This window comes from Aneurinibacillus danicus, from assembly GCF_007991215.1.
In the GTDB taxonomy this organism is placed as follows: domain Bacteria; phylum Bacillota; class Bacilli; order Aneurinibacillales; family Aneurinibacillaceae; genus Aneurinibacillus; species Aneurinibacillus danicus.
In genome coordinates, this window is sequence record NZ_BJXX01000184.1 from 1 (window position 1) to 18,701 (window position 18,701).

Here is an 18,701-nt window from a genome sequence, read left to right on the forward strand (position 1 = left end):
CTCCATCCGCTTCATGCAGCTTGAGGAAGAGACCTTCCCCGGCGGTTAGGGTCAGCTCGTTCTCTCCCATCATGAGCTCTTTACGATAGGGCGTTCCCCAATATTTCCTATCAGGGTTTTCTATCCTTGGAGAACTTCCCTCTTTTGCCCGGACAGACGTCACTACAACGGCCTCTTCCTCCCGGCTGTCCGGAATATACAATTCAACCCGGTCACCTGGCTCCGGCATGCAGTACCAGCCGCTGTGGCCTTCAGCGGTATAGCCTGTCCCATACGGAAACCAGCAGGCTTCCTCCTTCTTCTGTGCCTCATCGATATCCAGGTGAACACGTACCGTATCTTTCGTGCGGTCGATCACGTTTCCTGTCAGAGACGCTCCGGCAATCCGGTGGTTTGTTATCGGGTTTTGCCGGATGCCTTTCTCCGTGGCAAGGATGTATTCATAGGTCACGGTGCCGTTTTTCATCACAGCCATAGAGCGGGAGATGACCCATTCCTTGCCTCTATAGGTCACCCTGTCTCCCAGGTTGAAATAAGCTCCTGTTGCTACTTCATAGCAAAGAAAGTCATTCTCGACAAGCCCTGTCGCATAGCCGTTCTCCGTCGTCTCCATATAGAGAGGAAAGGCTTTCTTCACGCGATACTGATGTTCGAATAATTCCCCGGACTTTCTATCTCCCAGACCGAACCAGAACTTCGGTGTATCGGTTGTCGTTTCCGGTACGAGAACAGCGCCGAAGCGGGAGGCCATCCGCTTCAGAAACTCCCAGTCCGTTTCATCATATTGTATAATACACTTCTCCAACTTGGAAGTCCGTGCCACCGTATCAATATAGTCACAACCGGGATAATTCTTCAGGATGCTTTCTATCATTTCAGTGTATAGCATATCCTTGTTTTGGAACGACTTTCTTTTCCGCTTCCTGTCCATTTTGCACGTATGGGACATCGCTTCCAATTCAAAGTAATATATACCTCTAACGACTTTTATTCCAATCCGGGACACCACCCCGCTAAAGAGCGTTCGCACAACGCTGCCGTTCTCCACTTGATTTACTTTCACTGTATCGGTACTGCTTGCCGTTTCGATGCAGATGTCTTGTTGTTCTTCCGGTATAATCCCGGTGACATAAAGCCTGGCATGATCCTGTACCGTTTTTATGATGGTCATCTCACTCAGACTTTGCACCTTATAGGGTGATATCAATTGAAGATTGCCGTACCCTATCAGATTATCACTCATTCCCACACAATCCCTCCCTTACAATTCCCTCGTTTCTTTATTCCTGTCCGTCATCTTCAATGCTGATCGTACCGCCATATATACATTGATTCGTGCATTTGCTCAGCAGAGCAGGATAGTTCGCGATTAAAACATTTTGCTTCCCGTTCAGCCACGGCATCGTCACGATGGGAGTGCAGGGCATTTTTGTCAATCTGCCATTGTTGGCAGCCGTCGCCGCCGCTACCGCAGGATTTGCCATGCTGCTGCACAGGCCAAACGGCATGATGTTAATGTTCGGTTTGTAATCCATAATGTTCATCTGTGCTTTACCTTTGCTGTATACCCCGTGACTGAACGGGGTTTGCAGCTTGCTCCTGGTGCTTCCTTGACTACACGATAATACGGCGCCTGTTACTACATAACTTTGCTCTTCTCCGCTACGATCGAAGACTTTAACGCTCATACACACTCTCCTTTTCTATCTTTTTGAGTCGGATGCCTGTAAACCCTCTCCGTAACAAGCTTTCTGCTACATCCAGACTAATGATGATGTAATCTTCAAGAATACCGTCTATTCTAAAAATTTTATAGGGGGCCGCTTTTTCTTCATGAATAACGAGCCTTTTTAGTGTATTGTTCTTATGGAATTCACTCTCACTGGACAAACAGCTTATTCGGGGCGGCGCGATGAGCCAGTATGGGTCCTGCCGCCTCTTCTTTCGGTCAACGAGTACGACGGATTTGAAGTACATTTTCGGAGCGTATTTCTCCATGATTCGCTTACAATTATCGGACAGTAGCGGGATCGGTCTTTGTATAAAGTCAACATATTCGGTTGTGGTTTTTTCCTTAACCGAAAACTCAAGAATCAGCTTGTCCATATTGCGGAGCTGTTCTTCTTCCAACCGCTCCCTTGTAATAACCTGGGATACGCTAATCGGCTCTATGGCATTATGGATTCGTTCATCCTGCGAAAGAATAAAGTAATTCATTCTTCTTTCCTCTCCCGGCAAAAAGTTACGGCTTCCAGATAATGCTTGCCCTTTGTTTGTCGTCCAGATTGACGTTTAGCATGTCTGCCCTGGAAAATACTGCACGCTCAAGATTAGCACCCTTAAAGTTCGTAGCCGTAAGGTTCGCGCCTGTAAATATAGCGCCTGCAAGATTTGCCTCTTCAAAATCTGCCCGCTCAAGGTTCGCTCCCTCGAAGCGTACCGGGACAAATCCGGGCATTTCCCAGGAATCCGGATCAGGTAAGCCTTGTGCTCCTTCGGTATTATAAAATACCGCACCTTTAAGATCGCTATAGCTAAAGTCGGCTTCACTAATCAGGCTATAACTAAAATCAGTTCCTTGCAGACGACAGCCGATAAATTTGGTACCAAGCAGGATGCATCCACGCAGATTACTTCTGGACAGATCGCTCTGCTTCATATCCGCATATCGCAGGTCGATTCCTTCATAATTACCATGTGATAACGTAAGATCGGTAAAAACTTCATACGCATATTCATATTCCAGTTTTTCTTCCAGCCATGCCTTTATTTCTTCCGAGTCTTTCACGATCACGTCTTCTTTGTAGATGGTTTCACTATGATCGAGGTATTCCCCAACGCGAACTTCCAGCTCTTCTTCCTTATCAATCTCTAAATATTCAGGCAAAATGATCGCCTGTGGCATCGCATACCGTGCCAGACTGACAACATACTGGTGGTATTTATTAGCCAATCCCAGCTTTATTCTTTCGATATCAGGCTTCGTTATCGCTCCCATATATGTTTTACTTATTTGTTCGAGCTCACTTTCTACTACATCTAAATATTGAAACGCCCACCCTGCGTTATATTCGGCCTGACATTCCTTCCGATCGAAAAACCAGGTGATATCCGAAGCATCAATTACGTATATGTGCCGTCCTTCCATAATTTCCGTACGCAGCATGGAGTACGTAATATGTCCGATCCTTCCTTTTTCTCCCCGCAACTGCATCGTTTTGATCGTCCGGCATATATTTCTAAAGGATTGGACAAAATCATGCACCAGCTCATCTTTATGATTTTGAAAATATTCCTCCAAAGCGAGCAGACTTTCCAAGTTTTTTGTCTGCACCTCATTTTCAATAAAATGCTGTAATACGTCCTCTTTAGCCACCCCCTCTCCTCCTCTCTAGTTTGTTTTCACTTCTTTTCCGCTAATGTTTGTGATGCCGTTCATTTTGATGCTGCTTTCCTTACAGGTTATATTGATTTCATCCTTAGCGCTTATGCTTATTTTCTTCTCGGCACTCATGGTGATATCAGCCTGTGATATGATTTTGATATTTTTTTTGCTAAAAATTTGAATGCCATCTTTTTCATTTAACTTGATAAAAATTTCTCCGTCTTTTCCGGTGATCACAATTTCCTCCGGACTGAACATTAATTCTTTGCCAAATGCGGTTCTGAAATATTTGATGTCAGGGTTACCGAGCTTATTTTTTTCTTTGATCTCTGAATCCTTCCGTACCGATCCTATTGCAATGGCTTCTTCTTCTCTATGGCTCGGAAAATAAATTCTCACATAATCGTTCAGCTCAGGCATACAATACCAGCCGCTGTGGCCTTCTGCCGTATAGGCGGTTGAATAAGGAAACCACCATGCCTTTGCTATGCTTTGCTCTTTGTCTATGTCAAGATGAACTTTGACGTTATCTTTTTCCACAGCAATGACTTTCCCTTGTAACGATATACCTGTAATTCCTTGATGGTACACAGTGTTCTGGGTCATCCCTTTTTTGGAGCACAGGATGTACCGGTGTTTCAGCAGGCTGTTTTTCATTTCTGTATATACTTCACTCACAACAAGTGTTTTCCCCTTGAAATCCACCTCACTGCCAATGTCCAACACCTTATCGGTCTCCGCTTCATAATAAATAAAGTCGCTTTCTCCTATGTCTCCCGTATCGTTTTCTGAGGAAATGCGAAAATTCGCTAATTCTTTTCTTATGCTATAATGAAAGTCTTCCAGCCTTCCGCTATAGCCTCCTTCCGGTACACCAAAGTAGAATTTGGGCTTATCAAAACTAGACGCAGGAATGAGCCCGGTATGAAAGCGGGAGGCCATCCGTTTCAAGAATTGCCAGTCCGTCTCCTGATACTGGATTGTGAATTTTTCGAGTTTGGTACCATTTGAAGCCATGTCCATGACATCGATGCCCGGATAACCAGATACTACTTCTTGCAGCAATGCGGAGTAGGACATGTCCTTATATTGAAAAGAGCGGCTTTTTCGTTTGACATCAAGTTGATATGTATGTGAGACCGCTTCTACTTCCATGTAATAAATGTCCCTGACCGCTTTTATTTCAATACGTGATACGATTCCAGCGAAGAGAGGTGTACAATTCGCCTGTTTATCTATCTGGCTGACCTGGATTTTCGTCTGAACTTCCGTCATTTCCACGTAGCTGTCCTTCAGCTCCTCAGATACGATGCCTGTGAAATACAGCCTTGCATGGTCGTTCATTTTCTTTGTTATTTTCAGTTCTAATAAGTTGGTCAGTTTATAGGGGGCTATTTGCAAATTGTTATAGGCGATAACAGAAAGACTCATATATCCCTTTCCCCTTTCTCACCGAAGTCTATTTTTACAGAGTTCATGATTCCTCTAGCAACAGGTTTCCATTCTTTCATTTCTTCTTCCGTACAATTGAACGTACACAATAGAGTCCTCCCATCCAATGCCACGAAAAACAGCAGGATGTATACAGGTACGTCCGAAGTCGGGACGATGAAATCACAATATCCGATTCTTTGTCCATCTACGTCCTTGACACCATCTTCCAGCCACTGAGCTATTGGCTGACTATGTTTCAGGACTTGAACCATGTTGTCCTTAAAAGTATCTAAGTTCGTATCATCCAGGGGACTTTCTGTATAATTGAAAGCGATATTAATAGAAGTGCTTTCATTCGTATAGATTAGACCCGGTCTTTTCTCAGAAGGATATTTTAAAGCCGCTATCTCGGAAGGCATACTATCAAATGTCTCTGGCAGAAGAATTCTTAACCGACCCCCGAATAAGCTTTTTTCTTCAAACGGAATAACTTCATCGTTTATCGTAACGAAGGAATCCAGCACTTCATTTTCATCCTTGCTGCTTTCCTTAGATTGTCGAACTCTCTCCTGCAATTCATTTATTAATCCGATGATTTTCTCATCCATATATTCCACCAGGCTCACCATCCTTTCTCCTCATTAGTCCACGATAACCCGCTGAGGTCCGCCATATCTTGCTCTCGGCTTTACATGATGCCCTCTCTTCACTTCTTCTACAATACGTACCAGGTATTTATGTATTTGTTCATTAGAGTATTGCGTATATGGGATTTCCAGCCTGTTGGCTATGTAGTGAAGAATCAATTCCCTGTCTACGATGTACTGGTTCATGCACTGCATAGCAAACATGATGTCATAGGGGTTGGAACTGTTGTTTTTTAATATGTCTGTTGCAAAATATCGTAGAATATGAGGATGGAGCGTGCTTTTTCTTATACCTGCGTATTGTGTATGGATAATATTTATCGTATTATATTCCGTAGCAAGGTCGGCAAAATCCTGATATTCCGAACGCAGTCTTGCCCCTTCTTTTAATTTGAATCGTCCCAACTCGCACTCATCCCTTTTTACTTGCATATCCTGGCTTAGAAGTATTTCTGTACCATAGGATACGAAGTCGCTATGCACAGCTTTTTCTGTAAAACGTACTTTAATGATTGTTTCTGCACCTGTGGCATGATAAGGAAGATGATACTCGTTTTCAAGCATATACATTGTACCGTTATGCTTTATAATTCCTGTCCCAATGGTAAATTCGTCTTCCCCTACCACAATATCAGCACCAGTAATAATCCCGTCAGAATAATCCTTGAAACAAATATCAATAAAGTTTCTTGGATAGTCTCTGAGATTCTCCAGCATTTCTTTTTTTAGAATTCTGCCTTTATTGAAAGTAGGACAGAGGTTTGCAAACAACGTTCCTCCTCCTTTCTTTGCTGTATGATTCATTTCCATCCGTCAAAATAATCCAATTCTGATAGATCATTCTCAAAAGCGAAAAATTTCTTCTTACCTAAATATAGTCGCTCATTTCGTCTTGCAACGGGAACCACATGAAAGCCCCAGTTGTCCTTGTCAGCAAACACAAAAAATTTCACTTCCCCATTTACAATGGAATCCGTGTCATCCTGGGGTATGTTTTTACCATAAACTTCAGCGATATGCTGATATAGTACAGGCTTGTAGTTTTCAGCATAATTCATGTATACATATTTGTGCCGTATATTTCCTTCGCTTCCTTTTAAGTAGAATTCGATCTCTGCAACACCAATTGGTTTAGATACGGATCCCTGGACCTGACTCAGTCTTTCCTGGTTTCTAATCAGCACTTTCTCCTGCCGATTGTGCGTAAAGGCAGTTACCGAGTAAGGAACTACCGGGGCATGATTGGTGATGCTGGCCTCGATATATCCCGCTTTTTGGGCATTAAGATATCGTAACGCTCCTCTCAAGCAGGATAGCTTCAAATCCGGTACCTTTCCTGTATCCTCCGATTTCTGCCTGAATTCGATGCTCCTTCCCGGGACAAATTCCTTTAACGCTTCTCGGAAAACGTCAATTCTGCATGATTGACCTGTCAGTTTTATAATGGAATATTCCTGAAGCCTTCCCTCCTGGTAAAAGTCTTCGAGAAACTTCCGGACGATTTCATAAATATCCGCTTTAATAAGCTGATTAATTTCCTTTATGTTAAAGACTACATCGGGAACGTCATACACATCCTTACATCGATCGTTTTCCCACACCGATAGGAACCATCGATCTACCGCTGTAATTTTCAGGTCATTTTCCCGACTGTTCTCACTTTCGGAATAAAACCGGTTTCTCAAAATGCCTGTCTTTCGGAAAAATTCTTTTTTCATCTCTTCTGCAATTTCCCACAAAAAGTAGAAATTATTTCTTACTCTCTGGTATTCATCCAGGGTCCTGTTCTCATATTCCTTGAACCGGGTCGGGATTACCTTTTCCGCTTCACGGTAGCAGGCTTCAAATTTCTCATATACTGAGCTAACCCCAAACTCATCTACATGCCTGAAGATATCCGTTCCAGGAATATCGATCAAACTGTCGATATCGATTACACTCTTTCCATTACTGTAGTAATCCGCAAATACGATCTTCATAAACTGAAGAATCCGGTAGGTTATGTTGTTTCCCCCGAAATTGGTATCCCCGTTTTCGTAGTTTGTATGGATATCGACTTTATAAGAAATGTGTCCATCTTCAATTCGGAATAAGCACGAGGAAAGATCGGTGGTGCCTCCGCCGCAGTCGATGACAAGGGCTTTGTACTCTTCTCCGTCTATAAAACTATTTTTCTCTATCTGATCGGCGATCGTATTAAAAAGTACCGCCATCCCTTCATCCAGCGCATTTTCAGATTCGATGTGATACTCCGGCAATATTTCGGTAAACATCTCAAGAAACTGTGTTTTCAGTTTCACGGGACCGGATATATGCAGATTCTTGAAACGGCACTTAAACTGGTGCTCTGCCATCTTTATCACATACGTGATATAGGCTCTCAGAATATCGCTTCTTTTTACCTGCGCTGTGTTTCCCTGGCCATCCATTACTTCCTCTATCTTCGTATAGCTGTTCACCCATCTTTTGATTCCGTGAAACACCGTAGCATGACCGCTGTACCCGTTCTTTTTCATATATTTCAGTGCTTCATAGCCGAAATTATACTTGATGTTTTGAGGGTCGGAGCAGTCCACCACACTCACTACTGTCGGGAGAAGCTCTATCCATTCCTCCTCCTTAGAAGTGGTATCGGGAAACGCAACAAAATTGATGCTATTTAACCGTATTCTTCCATTTAACAGATCATTACTGCTGGGAGAAGATATATATCCGTTATCAAGGAAAGCTCCGGCCGTCGTGTTGGAAGTTCCAAAATCTATAGCCAGCACTGTCTCCGTCTCCTCAAGGTCTCTAATCTCCAGATCTGCAATTGGTATCTTATAGTAGTGTAGGTTTGCAGGAGGAAGTGGCCCTTCCTCATAGTAGGTTTTATAGATATATTCCGAATCTTGCTTTCTGAAAAACAGGAAGCTGTAATTTTTGTTTCCGGTCCTTCTTATTTCAACTTCTTTTTCTGCAGACAGGTAATAAGCTCCGAGATCGTCTTTTACCAGGTTGAGAATCGCACACAATTCGAGGTCATCATTCACAAGCAGTACATTGGATTCTACAATGCCATTTCCGGCCTTCACACGATATTTGTCCAGCTTGTCTACCTTTACCCCCGTATATATGGTCATTTTCGCTGGAATTTTTATACTTCCGTTATCCGACAGCGGTGTGTTCAAATATTTTTTAAGGGCGGATTCTATCCTTTCAAACCCGTCTTTCTTAAAGCTCTTTATCAGAAGGCTTTCTTCAGCGCTTCTGAATTTCAAGATCGTATGAATCAGACTCTCTCTGTCTAAAGTATTGATCAATCCTTTGACTAACTTTTCCCTGTAGCATATGTTTCTCAGTTGAAATGTTGTCATCTCTGACAGTTCATCCCGTGTGTACCTTACTGTATTCCGTTCCCCTTCTCGGCCATTTTTATTTATATACAGCCTGTATGAATATGTGTTCATAGCAACCTGCCTCCCTTGCCTGCCTGTTAGTAGAGCGCAATGCTGTCCATCCGCATGGTTTCCTCGACACCGATGATCCCAAAGTGATTTTTCCAGTAGATTTCCGTATGCAAGCGCACAGGAAGAAAAATTTCTTTAATAAGCTCAAGTTTTGCCCGGTTTGTCTCATTTTCTTCTTGACCGATGTAAATAAGCAGTTCGTCTTTTTCTTCACAGTTTGCGTAAATGGTAGAACTCTTAAATATTTTCCGCATCGTATCTCTAAGCAGATATACTACCTCCCCTGTTTCATATAGCCGCAAAATATTACGAGCGATCACTTCTCTTTCTTCTCTATTAAATAGCCTTATTTTTTCTCTAACACTGTTTCCGAAGATACCCATTTCAATATCCATGAGTACAAACTTGATATAATACTCCCGCTTGTTCATCCCCTGTATAAGATCAATATCCGCCAAAAAATGGATGATGATATCAAACAGAGTATCCCTTAATTCTATGTCCTCGTTGTTGTTGACATCGAACAGATCGCGGAAAATATCATAAAATCTATAGTAAGGATTGATTTCTACCTTTTGCTCAATAACCCGGGTATTGATCGCTTCATTGCTTAACTCCATATAGGGCGAATACACTTTAGCAGGAACGAAATGGATATCCTTTTTTGCGAGGCCGGACTGTTCCGCCTTTATTAGTAAGTCCCATATGTAATTCAAGACAATGCTCCTTCACATTTGTATTCCGGAAAATACATTTGTACCTCCGATACCAGAAAACTCATAAGATCATTGAGGATAAAGCTGTTGCCTTCGCGTGGCCTGAATCGAAGCCGCATGATTTTTTTGTCACTTTCAACCCTTACATTATCGCTTATGAATGGGTTCATACCGTAGGTTTGTTTCATTCCATTCGCCCGTTCGCTAATTTCTATATGCTTTAGTTCAAGGTACTTTGAGGCTTCAAATGAGTTTATGATCCTCACGATTTCCCCTTTCGCTCTGACGGTCACTGCTTGCTTCCGGGCAAATCCGCTAACGAAGCTGTTTTTCCTCCTGTTTGATGCCAGCTCGTATTCTAGCCTGCCGATGTTTGTTTCTACAGGCTGTGTGATTTTGAGCACATTCCATACCCCTGATTTTTCCCTGGGTGATACAACGATAAGTTCTTCTGGCGTTCTCTTGATATACCGTATTATCTCCTCATCCCCATCCACAAGGTAACCATGCTCTGTGCCCGTCTTTCGTAGTGACAACATATGCTCAAAGTTCACCCTGTCAGCAACCGGAACTGGAAAGCCAGTGTTTTTTAAAGACACCCTTTCTATATTCCATAAAGGGACCTTATCGAGTTTTTTATATTTCTCATATTCTTCCAGATCGATTGTAATTTCCAGGATTTCTTCCTCTTCCTTCGGTGTTTCCTCGCATTCCACCAAAATAACATCAAAAAATTTGTTCGCGTACGGATGGTTTACTGTCTTCCAGGGAACTCCATTTCTCTGAAAAACATTGTATAACCTTTCAATCTCACGAAGATACGTTTTGTTCTGTTCGAGACGTACCTCGATTCTATACCGTCCCCCTGTGGTGATCATCTCCCCCCAAAATGTTCTCTGGCTATCTACAAGCTCTTTTATTTTCATGAAGCTGCACTGCAAAAATATCGTCAGTAGACGAACCTCTTCCTTTCGGTCTACTTTGGATACCAGACTCTTCATATCATAGGTCTTCTCTTCCACATCTTCGGGTACCATTGGATATAGGAATTCATGGATTGGATCAAATTCATCTCTGGAGCATACAGTGACATAAACATCATGTTTCTCTTCACTATCTTTCACCTCATTAAAAACTCTCTCCTCCAATTTCCGGTTCATTTCTTCCTGATATTCCACCAGGTTCAAAAAAACTCCTGTCATAATATTTTTCAGCAATCTACGCTGCTCAAGGTCTTCCATCTTGCTTAACCTGTCCATTACAATGTCTTTCATGACCGTTTACTTGATTCCTCCCTCTGCATTGGGTACTGCATTTGCTTCTCCCATGCTGTTATTAAGTGCTTGGCCATTGGGAGCGGCGTCTGAACCTGCTAAGCCCGCTTTCGGAATCGGATTTAATTTCTCCTCCGCTTTCGTTATCTTCCGTTCCATGCTTAGGACCTTTTCGAGCATGTCAATCTCCTGATAAACCTCCTGGGCCATAGTATAGGACTCAATGGCTTTCTCAAAGTCCTGTGAGGCATAACTTTTATCTCCTTTTTTTTCTAGCTTTTCACCGTCCAACTGCCTCTTTTCTCTTTCTAGATTAGATATTTTTTCCTCTACTTCATCCAGCTTTGCTTTTATCTCTTTTTCCCCATTGGTAAAAGAAGCTGCGATTGCCGCTTTCCTTGCCTTTTGATATGTATTCTTTGCTCCCTGGTAATCCTGTCTTTCAAACTTCATGTCTCCGTCTTTCTTCCAATTTAAGACCTGGATGAAAGATTTAGATTTATGTATTTTCTCCTCTACTTCTTTCATGTTAAAGTCTTTACGACCCTGTATTTCTTTTTGAGCCCTTTCATACTTACTTACTGCTTTCGTGTAATCCCCTTCCTTAAAGGAGGTGTCTCCGTCTGTGATAAGCTGCGTGATCCTTTGTTTCTTACCTATCAACTGGGCATGTATCTTATCTTTAATCTTTATAGCTGCATTCCGTGCTTCGCTGTATTCTTTTAAGGCTTTCGCATAGTCTCCGTCCTGCACAAAAATATCCCCATTTTTCTCATGCTCGAACATATTGGCAATTGCTTCTGCTTTTTTCTTCGTGTCCTGTATCTTATATACAATGGCTCCTCCCCCAGCTAATGCAAGGAGTAGTAGTGCTAATGCGATTCTTTTTATCAATCTTATTTTTTTCTTTGGATCTTCCTGATAGGTCTTGTTTACAAAGATAGCGGCTGCGGTGTAATTATTTACTATATTTTTCTGTTTACTCAAAAGAACTTCTTCCAGAGTGTCAACCAATTCTGAAGGCTCTTTTGCCTCCTCCATGGCATCCAGCATCTCAATCCCGCTTACCCCCTCCCATAGTCCGGAGGTACAAAGCACCATCACATCTCCGTCTGTCAGTTGATACTTTTTAGATACAAAAGGTTTGAAATCATGGGGTTTTCCCAGATAGTTCAACAGGTTGTTTCTTTCTTCATGCTCTTCAATTTCATCCTCCGGTATCTCCTCTTCATCTGCCATCATTTGAGCAAGGCTTTGATCCTTACTTTTAAAGTTAAGCCTCCCGTTCCTGAAATGGTACAGCCTGGCGTTACCTGCAACCGCCCAAATCATCTTTGAATAATCCGTTACTACCATTAGCAGACTCGCTTTGAGCCTTACCCGCCTGCTCTCGTCTTGCAATAATCTGTGAGCTTCCTTTATGTATTTTTTTATTCTCATTCTAGACATAGTAGGGTTATTCATGAAATTCCCTAATATGCTTTTTATTGCTATTTCAGCACTTTCTACTTCTCTATCCGAGTCCAGTCCGTGAGCTACCACCCAGCAGGCCATATCGTCAAGTTCTGTAAATGCAAAATAGTCTTTGTTGTTTATAAAAGTGCCTGCTTCGGATAGGAACGATGTTTTAAACTCACTGTTGTCCTTTCTCATCCGTCCACTCGACTCCTCCTTTTCTTCAGAATTTTATTTACAGGGGCAAACATCTACCGGCTATTCTCTAGTATGATAACTGTCGCATTATCCTGATTCCTCAGTCTTTTATATTCAATAACCTCGATTATTTCCTGAGCAGCATCATAAGGAGAAATGTTCTTGGAAAGAATCTTCTCCAGCTCCATTTCTGTTACGCTGTTATAAACCCCATCGCTGCACAAAATCACCTTATCACCTTTATTCAATGGAATAGGTTTCTTGCAAATCTCTATATTCTTAAAACCTTCATAGCCCAAATAGTTAATCAGCCTGTTTCTCATCGGGTTATCCAGCATTTCATCTTTTGTAATTTCTCCCGCAAGATAGCGATCCTCTAGCATAGACTCCAAAATATGCTTTTGGTTAATATAGATAAACTCGCCATCTCTGAAAATCATGGCGATGCTATCTCCTACCGCTCCCCAGTAAAGGTAATCATCAGATATGACAACAGCAATTAATGTTGTTCCACCCCTTATGCCTTTAAGGTTTCGTAAAATCTCTGTATTGCTCAAATAGGAAGCTTTCGTAAAAAAAAGGGGAATGTCCTTTGCACTGTCTAATTTTAAAAATTCACGTATAAATGCAGTCACAGCAATGGTGCTTGCCATCCTTCCGTTTGCAAGCCCACTGATCCCGTCAGCCAGTACGGCTATCGTTCCGTTCAGGGTCGTTGCGGTAGAGAAGTAATCATCCTGCTCCTCCCGCCTTCCTATGGTTTGTCCATTGCCAATCCGGATACCCGGCCTTGCATCCCTATTCAGCAAAAGCTGTCTTGCATAAAATAAAAGGAGAAGAGATGTAATAAATGCTAACACTATCAAGTAAGGTACTAATTGTGGTTCTTCCATTATGCTCATCATTCCTTGCCTGCATTGTTTTCCCATTCAAAATGAGATCCACATAAAGGAATAAATATAAATTTACTCCTGCCCAGTTGTATCACATCATATGCTGTTAACTCCACAGGCGAATACACTGCTTCATTATTATGGTAGGCAAGCCCTGACGCATCGCCGGGCAACAGGAAAAAGTTCCGCTTTTTTGGGTCGTATACGATAACAGCATGGTTGCGCCTGGAAATTGTATTATCTCCGATAATTCGTATGTGCATCTCTTCCGCTCTTCCAATAAAATTCTTTTCTGCCATAATTCTGTAATCCTGACCGATTTGAGGCCCTTCTATACATACTAACCACCCGGTCACAGGCTCGATTCCCTCTACTTCCCCCAAATACGGCATTGTCTTCTCATCTTCATCCATTGCCATCACTTTTCTATTTTCATTCTTTAGGACTGGCTCTACCACAATGTTGCAATAGGGGCATGTGCTGCCGTGTTTTCTTGTGCTAAACATGTGTCCATTTGCGCATCTTGCCAAACTCATACCATTCATTCCCCCGTTTACTTCGAATCAAGGATGTATTCTTATTTGAACAATATCCGTGTGTTCGCTATGTATATAATATCTCCCGAATCAATTCTGTATGGTGTTTGATTGTCCAATCTATTCTTTGTACTTTTGTTAGCTTTTTTTACGCCAATTCCATTTTTAGAATCGAGATCCTCAATGTACCAACTTCCCGCAGCGTAGTTCAGCACAGCATGTTGTTTGCTGATTAGTGACGCGTATTCAGCATCAGATAGATCTATGTCAACCTCGTTTTGGTTTGAACTTTTACCGATTAGCAAGGAGGTTTCTCCCTGTATGTACCATTCCTTTATACTTTCTCCCTCTTCATCCAAAAGGACAAGTTTTGTAATTCCTGTTTCTTCCTCTTTATGCCCTGTCGGAAGCCGATATTTTTTAATTACATACCCTATCGTAACGGCTACAAGAAGGAGACTGACACCGATTTTCAGGCTTATGTTCATATTCAACCAATACACATATATAAGTGCAGCTACTGCTATTACTACGATCAAAATATCTACAATATTTATCCAGACAGATCTTTCGGTTTTATTTGAATTATTTATTATGTATCGTTTAAAAAAATTCGCTACACCCCTCACATTCATTCCCCCGTTTAATCCTTATGCTAAATTCGAAAGCAATCACATTAAAAAATACTCCGAAACTTTGGTAGAATTGTGTTTTCCTTCGAAATTATTTTTTTCTTACTCGAAAATACCTTTCAAAAAAATCTGTCGTATCGACAGGATTTTTATTAGTATTTTTTGCTTCCTTATTTTTCAATGCCATTTCCTTAGTTTTTGGATTAAAACCAAAAAAACGCTCGAAATTTTTTTCCATATCTTTTATATCAAATCCCTGATACCCTCCTTGTTCTCGTTGGGATCCTGTCTTTTTACCGGGGCTGTGTTTTACATTCGATTTTTCTTCCTTTACACCATCTATCCGGGCATCATAGGTCTTTCTTAGTGAATCATCATGCAAAATACGATATGCTTCATTGATTTCTTTAAAGATTTTCTCGGATTCACCGCTTCCAGAGTTCACATCAGGATGATACTGCTTCGCCAATTTTCTATACGCTTTTTTTATTTCCTCCTGGGAAGCATTTCTTTCAACCCCTAGTATTTCGTAATAATTTTTCATCTTCTTCATCCCTACTATTCAATTTTCCAGCAACCATATCTTTTTAAAGTAACTCCCAGGCACATTCTTTCAAATCAGAAGCATTCGAAGTCTATAGTTAGAGGTGTGCTTTTGAAAACACACCTCTAACCTTTTCACCGCTATTTTCTAAAAGCTTTATGCCTCTAACTGCACATCGTGTAACTAAACAGCATATCCGCCTTCAATTTTTGTCATCTCTGTCTTGTCCTTTTTCTGCTTGATTAAAAGACTGAATACACCTACCCCTTCTGTATCGCCGAATTTTTCAGAGTAATCCACCACAAATGCGTTAGGGAAATGAATTTTCCTCACAACCTGGTCTGCAGCGATTACTTCCAAAGTTGCCTTTCTGTAACAATCAGCCTTTTCAGCCGGTACTAAAGACCAGAGCGCTAGCTTCATCGTGTCATCGGCGTTATCTCCATCTGTCGCCGTGATGATTTTTCCTGTGATTTGGAGAGTAGCACCTACATCTGTAGATCTTGCGTTCGAATCATTCGGAGTATCTGTCTCGTACGTTACAGTCATGATGTTGTCCATACCTAGTTCAATTGTTTCGGCTCCCTCTACTTTGAGTTTAAATCCCATTGAAGTACCCTCCTTATAATTGAATTTTACTCTCGAAAGCTTTATTTGCTTTCGAGGTTTATGTTTAAAGGTGCGCCTTTGAAAACACACCTCTAACATCCTTATCATTTTCTCTAACAAAAGCTTCATATGGATTCTCTACGTGTTCATTGACAAAAGTACTTTATGAATATAGCCCCAATCTTTTATGCTTTGACCGCGGTCGTTGCTTTGGTTATTGTGACCTCAAGGTTCTTAACATTTCCATTAAACACAAGATCGATATGACACAAATTGTTTTTATCATCAATGACATAGTTCATGTCATCCCCATCCTGGATAATAGAGTTAATGAACCCTCGCGTACTAAGCCATTTGCTTTTTTGACTGCTCGGATTATTACTAAAGAATTTTACAATGTTGTCATGTTTAAAATCGCTGGTCTGGAAGCGGAGAATCCTTTCTATATAAGTGCTTACAAGCGTTTTATAGATAGAATCGAATCCGTCCTCTGCCATTGCAAGGCTTCTCGCTTTGTAAACAGTAATTCTTTTTATATCTTTCCCTTCTAGCTGTGCATTCTCAGAAGAGAAAATAAAACCAAAGTTTTTTCTGTTAATAGAATCCTTAATATTATTTGTGAATCCGGATATTTCTTTAGCCATAGTCGTCACGGCTCTGAGACCGTTATCCCCAGCTTCTATGTCAAAACGTACTCCGGGGTATTCCCTGCTTACATTTTTAAAGAATTCCCTCAAATATTCCGGGCACTGGTATGCTGCTACAATGCCGGCAGCCACATAACTGGCACCTACATAGACACCCTCAATCCACAATTTCAGGATGTCTTCCTTCTCCTGTGAGATCTTCACTCCATCTTCGGTTTGCAGCATCTTACTATCAATGACAACACCGGATTTATCTTTTGGAATAATCGTAAAATTAGGAAGGCAGGGAATAGCGAATTCACTATATTCTTTTCTTACCAGTACCCCGCATTTATCTATGTACTTATCAATGCCGGAAGTAGCCATACTGTTAAAAGTGGTTTCTTCTCCTGTCACAAAGCTGAAGAATACCTGGATTTTAAATTCCTTAACAGCATGAAGCAGCATCGCCAGAGATTCCATCGTATTGCCGTCTTGTTTTACAATTTTTTTATTCCCCTTGAATCTCTCTCTGCTTACTTTTGAATTTCCTGATGACTCCAATTCTACGGAAGGAACTATACCGAACCATACGGTATCCGAAAAATCATTCTTTGAGTTTACCGTATTTAGATAGGTTTCCAGCCTCGGTATGTTAGTACTCTTAACCATCATGTCAAGCTTGGTATTCGTAATCAAAAGCGAAGGCTGCATACCCTTATTTTTTGTAGCATACTGGTCAAAAAACATTTTTACACCTAATATCTTTTCCACTAAAGGTTTGACCGTTTTCACAAAGTCATCTTTTGCATTCTTGTAAAACTCAAGGTAAGTATTGTAGTTCTGCACTTCCGTTTCAATATCGATTTCGGCCTGCACTGCAGGCAACGGGCAAAAGGTTCGTACAACAAGGTCTCTCACATAAGAAGAAGGAGTTTCAGTAACAGAATCGTAGTCTTCTTCAAAAACAGCGGCCAGTCCACTAGTATTCTCATCGATTACCATAAGCTCCATGTTGTCGCTTTTAGGAGCTTCAATGATTTTTAACTCACCGTTGTCACCGATGGTAAGCATACCAATCTGTATAGCTTCAGATTTATTTTCTTCCTGTGCCCCTCCAAGCAAAAGTCTTGTCTTAATATCGTTAATAGCAAGCGGAAGCATGGCCATCACATTGTTATAGTTTCTACTTGCATCCTCGAACAAGTGATTTAACTTATCTCCAAGATCAAGCTTTTTAGGATCTCCCTCGTCTAATTCCTCATACTTACCGTATAAATAGTGGATTTCTTTCCTCACCTGTCGGATATCGTCCATAACTTTTTTTGGAGATATCATGTCCAGTAAATTTTCAAACTTAAAGTCTACATTGGTTATGCCCTGTATTCTCTTCGTATCAATTAAGGTAAACAACATTTTTAAAAAATCGTTATTCTGGTCAATATTAATTTCGGATATGCAGTCTTCCGCAATACCTTCCGGCTTTTCCAATGTATACATTACTTTTTGGTTAGCTGCATTGTAGAAGGAGTATACCTTGGGTGAAAACTTATCCAAAAATTCGTCAAAACTCCTTACAATTAAATGCTGATTAATCTCCTTGATTTTATCATCGCTCAAGCTATCGATTCCTTTTACATCCCCTACAAGGGTAATAAGGTCGAGTTTCTCTGGATTAATTTCCTCGAATAGTATGGTTCTGTTAGTCTGATTAATAATATCCATAATCTCCAGCCATAAAAATTTATAAGTTATTTCCATAAACAGACAAGCCACTTTGGACTTACTATATCCAAGTCTTGTACAGCTAGCTATTGTAAAGAATTTTTCACAGTGCAATTTCCCATCAACCTATAAATTTTTATAGCCTCCTCCTTTCTATGTTTTTTAATGAATAACAAAGCAAAAAATACCTATTTCCAACAATGCACATATACGAGTAGTTACATCTAATTTATAACTTGTCGGCAAAAACGGATGTTAAATAACTTTATTTTGAAATATATACAATATATAACTTTTATTACAAAATATAGAATATAATTCTAGCAATAAATTAAATCTTTTTTTACTATTTTGTCAATATGGAAAATAGTAGTAAATTTTTATCATAATAATATGATTCTATTGACCTATTTTTTAGAACTCTCTTTATACCTCACTCAAACATCTATATACTGGGATAAAAATATTTCCACAAGTCAAGCATTCCCCCTATTCCCGGCTTTTTCGACGACTCTTGTACTTCATCAGGCAAGCTCTATTATCAAATAAGCAGATCGCTGACCATATTTACTATAAAT

At 40.8% G+C, this 18,701-nt stretch carries 16 protein-coding genes and 1 pseudogene; all 17 read right to left on the minus strand.

The genetic code is table 11. The features are described from left to right. A pseudogene (locus ADA01nite_RS19115) lies at window positions 1–1,243 on the minus strand (contractile injection system protein, VgrG/Pvc8 family); the annotation flags it as partial. A 37-nt stretch (window positions 1,244–1,280) separates the two neighbouring features. Next, the gene (locus tag ADA01nite_RS19120) at window positions 1,281–1,688 is read right to left on the minus strand and encodes a DUF4280 domain-containing protein (protein ID WP_146812027.1); all 408 of its coding nucleotides are present in this window, start codon (window positions 1,686–1,688) and stop codon (window positions 1,281–1,283) included. After that, complete coding sequence (locus tag ADA01nite_RS19125) at window positions 1,678–2,217, minus strand: imm11 family protein (protein WP_146812028.1); 540 nt, start codon at window positions 2,215–2,217, stop codon at window positions 1,678–1,680. Before ADA01nite_RS19125 ends, ADA01nite_RS19120 begins: the two co-directional genes overlap by 11 nt. A 25-nt stretch (window positions 2,218–2,242) precedes the next feature. Next, on the minus strand, window positions 2,243–3,376 hold the full coding sequence (locus ADA01nite_RS19130; protein WP_146812029.1) for a pentapeptide repeat-containing protein: 1,134 nt from the start codon (window positions 3,374–3,376) through the stop codon (window positions 2,243–2,245). A 15-nt stretch (window positions 3,377–3,391) separates the two neighbouring features. After that, window positions 3,392–4,816, minus strand: a complete 1,425-nt coding sequence (locus ADA01nite_RS19135; RefSeq protein WP_146812030.1) for a contractile injection system protein, VgrG/Pvc8 family — start codon at window positions 4,814–4,816, stop codon at window positions 3,392–3,394. After that, window positions 4,813–5,436 carry a hypothetical protein gene (locus tag ADA01nite_RS19140; RefSeq protein WP_146812031.1) on the minus strand — a complete coding sequence of 208 codons (624 nt, stop codon included), beginning with the start codon at window positions 5,434–5,436 and terminating at the stop codon, window positions 4,813–4,815. Before ADA01nite_RS19140 ends, ADA01nite_RS19135 begins: the two co-directional genes overlap by 4 nt. Window positions 5,437–5,460: 24 nt before the next feature. Beyond that, complete coding sequence (locus ADA01nite_RS19145; RefSeq protein ID WP_146812032.1) at window positions 5,461–6,237, minus strand: DNA and RNA helicase; 777 nt, start codon at window positions 6,235–6,237, stop codon at window positions 5,461–5,463. A gap of 29 nt (window positions 6,238–6,266) precedes the next feature. Continuing rightward, window positions 6,267–8,915, minus strand: a complete 2,649-nt coding sequence (locus ADA01nite_RS19150) for an acetate and sugar kinases/Hsc70/actin family protein (RefSeq protein ID WP_146812033.1) — start codon at window positions 8,913–8,915, stop codon at window positions 6,267–6,269. A gap of 26 nt (window positions 8,916–8,941) precedes the next feature. After that, window positions 8,942–9,637, minus strand: coding sequence for an iron-dependent peroxidase (locus tag ADA01nite_RS19155; RefSeq protein WP_146812034.1), 696 nt, complete (start codon window positions 9,635–9,637; stop codon window positions 8,942–8,944). Beyond that, window positions 9,628–10,905, minus strand: a complete 1,278-nt coding sequence (locus ADA01nite_RS19160) for a normocyte-binding protein (protein WP_146812035.1) — start codon at window positions 10,903–10,905, stop codon at window positions 9,628–9,630. Before ADA01nite_RS19160 ends, ADA01nite_RS19155 begins: the two co-directional genes overlap by 10 nt. Before the next feature lie 6 nt (window positions 10,906–10,911). Next, window positions 10,912–12,558: a PP2C family protein-serine/threonine phosphatase gene (locus tag ADA01nite_RS19165; protein WP_146812036.1), complete on the minus strand. Its 1,647-nt coding sequence runs from the start codon at window positions 12,556–12,558 to the stop codon at window positions 10,912–10,914. Window positions 12,559–12,611: 53 nt separating this feature from the next. Further along, window positions 12,612–13,451, minus strand: coding sequence for a PP2C family protein-serine/threonine phosphatase (locus ADA01nite_RS19170; protein WP_371863584.1), 840 nt, complete (start codon window positions 13,449–13,451; stop codon window positions 12,612–12,614). Window positions 13,452–13,459: 8 nt separating this feature from the next. Continuing rightward, on the minus strand, window positions 13,460–13,987 hold the full coding sequence (locus tag ADA01nite_RS19175; protein WP_146812037.1) for an FHA domain-containing protein: 528 nt from the start codon (window positions 13,985–13,987) through the stop codon (window positions 13,460–13,462). A gap of 41 nt (window positions 13,988–14,028) precedes the next feature. Further along, the gene (locus tag ADA01nite_RS19180) at window positions 14,029–14,622 is read right to left on the minus strand and encodes an FHA domain-containing protein (protein WP_146812038.1); all 594 of its coding nucleotides are present in this window, start codon (window positions 14,620–14,622) and stop codon (window positions 14,029–14,031) included. Window positions 14,623–14,710: 88 nt separating this feature from the next. Beyond that, complete coding sequence (locus ADA01nite_RS19185; protein ID WP_146812039.1) at window positions 14,711–15,163, minus strand: J domain-containing protein; 453 nt, start codon at window positions 15,161–15,163, stop codon at window positions 14,711–14,713. Window positions 15,164–15,346: 183 nt separating this feature from the next. Continuing rightward, window positions 15,347–15,772, minus strand: coding sequence for a membrane-associated protease 1 (locus tag ADA01nite_RS19190; protein WP_146812040.1), 426 nt, complete (start codon window positions 15,770–15,772; stop codon window positions 15,347–15,349). 185 nt (window positions 15,773–15,957) lie between these two features. Further along, the gene (locus tag ADA01nite_RS19195) at window positions 15,958–18,123 is read right to left on the minus strand and encodes a transcriptional regulator (protein ID WP_146812042.1); all 2,166 of its coding nucleotides are present in this window, start codon (window positions 18,121–18,123) and stop codon (window positions 15,958–15,960) included. Window positions 18,124–18,701 lie beyond the last annotated feature (578 nt).

Bases quoted from the DNA above. Each gene is read 5' to 3' on its own strand.
- ADA01nite_RS19185 (WP_146812039.1), bottom strand. From the start codon at position 15,163: ATGAAAAATTATTACGAAATACTAGGGGTTGAAAGAAATGCTTCCCAG.
- ADA01nite_RS19180 (WP_146812038.1), bottom strand. From the start codon at position 14,622: ATGAATGTGAGGGGTGTAGCGAATTTTTTTAAACGATACATAATAAAT.
- ADA01nite_RS19190 (WP_146812040.1), bottom strand. From the start codon at position 15,772: ATGGGATTTAAACTCAAAGTAGAGGGAGCCGAAACAATTGAACTAGGT.
- ADA01nite_RS19170 (WP_371863584.1), bottom strand. From the start codon at position 13,451: ATGGAAGAACCACAATTAGTACCTTACTTGATAGTGTTAGCATTTATT.
- ADA01nite_RS19135 (WP_146812030.1), bottom strand. From the start codon at position 4,816: ATGAGTCTTTCTGTTATCGCCTATAACAATTTGCAAATAGCCCCCTAT.
- ADA01nite_RS19150 (WP_146812033.1), bottom strand. From the start codon at position 8,915: ATGAACACATATTCATACAGGCTGTATATAAATAAAAATGGCCGAGAA.
- ADA01nite_RS19125 (WP_146812028.1), bottom strand. From the start codon at position 2,217: ATGAATTACTTTATTCTTTCGCAGGATGAACGAATCCATAATGCCATA.
- ADA01nite_RS19195 (WP_146812042.1), bottom strand. From the start codon at position 18,123: ATGGATATTATTAATCAGACTAACAGAACCATACTATTCGAGGAAATT.
- ADA01nite_RS19120 (WP_146812027.1), bottom strand. From the start codon at position 1,688: ATGAGCGTTAAAGTCTTCGATCGTAGCGGAGAAGAGCAAAGTTATGTA.
- ADA01nite_RS19160 (WP_146812035.1), bottom strand. From the start codon at position 10,905: ATGAAAGACATTGTAATGGACAGGTTAAGCAAGATGGAAGACCTTGAG.
- ADA01nite_RS19165 (WP_146812036.1), bottom strand. From the start codon at position 12,558: ATGAGAAAGGACAACAGTGAGTTTAAAACATCGTTCCTATCCGAAGCA.
- ADA01nite_RS19175 (WP_146812037.1), bottom strand. From the start codon at position 13,987: ATGAGTTTGGCAAGATGCGCAAATGGACACATGTTTAGCACAAGAAAA.